Origin of the sequence: Campylobacter sp. 2018MI13 (genome assembly GCF_018501135.1) — a bacterium.
Classification (GTDB): domain Bacteria; phylum Campylobacterota; class Campylobacteria; order Campylobacterales; family Campylobacteraceae; genus Campylobacter_E.
In genome coordinates this window covers 1-2,896 of the sequence record NZ_JAHCZC010000123.1, presented here as the reverse complement: position 1 = coordinate 2,896, position 2,896 = coordinate 1, and the positions used below count along the sequence as shown (strand labels likewise).

Below are 2,896 nucleotides of genomic sequence, written 5' to 3'. Positions count from 1 at the left end.
ATTTAAAACAATAATTTACACATAAAAACTAAAAAATATAAAGCAATATTTTTATTATTACCAAAGCTTTATATTTTGATTTAGAGATAGCCTAAATAGTATTAAATCAATAATATGATAAATTCAAATTTATGTTTAAGTTATTATTTTTTTTTAAAAAGATTATTTTTTGAATGAATTGCTGTGATTTGCAATATTAATGCAAGTTAGCGTTAGAATATTTTTATCTTTTTCATAGATTAATACCAAATCGTTTTTCACATGGCAATCTCTATAGCCCTTAAATTTACCTTGCAAAGCGTGGTCTTTATAAACCGGTTCTAATACTTCATCATTTGCCAATCTTAAAATAATTTTATTTGTTAATTCTTTATCAGCTTTGCTTAGTTTTTTAAAGGCTGTTTTGTAAGCTTTAGTCTCCCTTACTTGATATTTCACCATTTCATGCTTTCTTCTACGAATTTTTCAGCGTCCATATATTCAACTTCCCCACGCAAATACGCAGCTTTTAATTCTTTTGCTTCTTTTATAGAATCTAAAAATTCTTTACTATTATAAAAATCATCTAATTTGCTTTTTTCTTTCTTTATCTTTATCGGCTCGTTAAATGCCTTTGCTAATTCTTTTAAAGCCTTTAAAAAGTGCGGATTATCATTCATCTTTACTATTACATTCATATTTACTCCTTTTATAATCGTTATCTTATACTAAATATGTTTAAATTATAAAGTTTTAAAGAATTTAAATTAGGAAATTGATTTTTAAATTTAAAAAAGGGAGCGAGTGCTCCCCTAATAACCTTAGTAGTTTTTACTATTGTAATAACCTTAGTCGTTTTTTTAAGATAGCTAACGCTATCTTAAAAACTCCATTCATTAACGCAATAATCTTTATTGCGTTTTTAAAGATAGCCGAAGCTATCTTTAAAACTATTGTAATAATCCTAGTAGTTTTTAAGGCGACAAGTACCTTAAAAACTCCATTCATTATTACTACAATAATCTTTAATGCGTTTTTAAAGGTGCATTGCACCTTTAAAACTATTGTAATAATCTCATTACGTTTTGTTGAACAGCGTTAGCTTGACTCATTGCATATACACCTGATTGAGCTAGGATTTGGTGTTTACTAAATGTAGCACTCTCAGATGCAAAGTCAACATCTCTAATATTACTTTCAGCTGATTTAACATTTACTTGAGTAACTGAAATATTATTAACAGTTGAAACAAGTTGGTTTTGAACAGAACCAAGGTCACTTCTGATTGCTTCAAGAGCTTTTTGAGCTGATTCAGCAATATTCATCATTGCTTGTGCGCCTTTTAATGTCATTACACCTGCAGCATAACCATTCTTATTATCTCCTGCATCAGTTGCTTGCCAATCATTAGCATTAAAGCCCATTGCATCTGCTGTTTCTCTATCTATAGTAGCATTAGTTTCTCTTAAGCTAACTGTTTTTTCAGAAACATTTTTATCATAGCCTATTGCACTTGTAACATCCATACTATGTAATTTATTATCAGCCCCAACATAATCTCTAGTAGCTTCTACAACTATGTCTTTACCATTAGTTGATGAAAAACTTAATCTTCCGAAGTTAGTCTTAGTATCATCTGTAAGACCAATAATGCTACTTAAACCTTCTCTATTAGCTTCATTTAAACCTTCTTTTAAGCCTTTTAGGAATTGTATAGCTGCGTGTGCAACCATTCCATTCTCACCTTCATTATCTGCCATAGTTTTACCTTTAGCATATTCTACAACTTTATCTAAAGCTTTAATAGCTGTATCAATTGCTTTATTAGCATCGCTTAAAGTTGCATGCTTACCAGCATTATTACCTAAAGCTGCTTTAACAGCATCATTAGCTGCTTTTAGGTCTTTTTCATATTGGGTATTTTGTGCAGCTGGATCAGCTGGAGCATCTGTAGTTGCAGTACCATTGTTACCAGGCACCAAACCTAGATGTAATGCCCCTTGAATCTCAGCATGCACACCACTTAAATTTATTTCAGTTCCATCTTTAATTGCTTTTTGAATAGTAGCATTTTTAGCTTTAGAATAACCATCTCCTGCAATTCTCGCATCCATTTCATAGTGAGCTGACTGAACATCTTCGAATGTATTTTTGCTATTTAATATAGAGTTAGCTTGACCGGTAGGTTTTGTGTCAAGGTCAGTACCACCACCTGCCCATGCATCTCCTTTAGCTAAATCAACTACTACTTGACCATTAGCACCATTAGTATCTGCTGCATTACTAGTATATAACACATGCTTATCCGCTTTTGCTTCAGAAGTAGTCTTAGTAAAAGCCGCTCCATCAGCCGCGAAACTCTTATCCACCCCATCAGTTATCTTAATACCTCTACCATCTCTATTAGCAAGTACTAATCTTCCTTTTTCATCAACACTAGCCTCAACCCCTGTTTGATCTTTAACAGAGTTAATTGCAGCTCTTAAAGCTCCATTTCCATCTTTATCTTTAACTTCAATAGAACCAATAGTAACACCATTTATACTAAAGCCTTGTAAAGTAGTTCCTGCTTTAATAGGTTGTTCAAATACACTTTGAACCGTAACAGAAGCTTTAATACCTGTTTTATCAGTAGATTTATTAATAGCTTCAACTAAAGCACCTAAACCTTGACCTGCTTTAATATTATTACCTTGAGCAATTTGCACTGGCTCAAATGTAACATCATTAATTCCATCTACGTTTTTAAATGTAAGATTAATTTTATCTCCTAAAGCAAGGTCACTTTGTCTCACATTATGCCCAGTCTCAAACCTAGTTAACCCAATCTTATCACTTGTAGTTGCCCCAATACTAGCCTTAACTGTCTCATTAGAATATGCACCAATTTGAAATTCTTTGTTTGAAAACGTTCCAC

Annotated in this window: 3 protein-coding genes; all 3 read right to left on the bottom strand. The window is 32.0% G+C overall.

Going from position 1 to position 2,896, the window contains the following annotated elements; all coding sequences use genetic code 11:
- Positions 1-162: 162 nt before the first annotated feature.
- Positions 163-441, bottom strand: a complete 279-nt coding sequence (locus KJQ99_RS09095; protein WP_250325694.1) for a type II toxin-antitoxin system RelE/ParE family toxin — start codon at positions 439-441, stop codon at positions 163-165.
- A complete protein-coding gene (locus KJQ99_RS09090) occupies positions 435-677 on the bottom strand; it encodes a hypothetical protein (RefSeq protein WP_214120675.1) in 243 nt (80 codons plus the stop codon). Before KJQ99_RS09090 ends, KJQ99_RS09095 begins: the two co-directional genes overlap by 7 nt.
- A 363-nt stretch (positions 678-1,040) precedes the next feature.
- A partial coding sequence (locus KJQ99_RS10650) for a flagellin (RefSeq protein ID WP_250325693.1) occupies positions 1,041-2,896 on the bottom strand: 1,856 nt, incomplete at its 5' end.

What these genes read in the sequence shown, in the direction of transcription:
- KJQ99_RS09090 (WP_214120675.1), bottom strand. Translation starts at nt 677, where the DNA reads ATGAATGTAATAGTAAAGATGAATGATAATCCGCACTTTTTAAAGGCT.
- KJQ99_RS09095 (WP_250325694.1), bottom strand. Translation starts at nt 441, where the DNA reads ATGGTGAAATATCAAGTAAGGGAGACTAAAGCTTACAAAACAGCCTTT.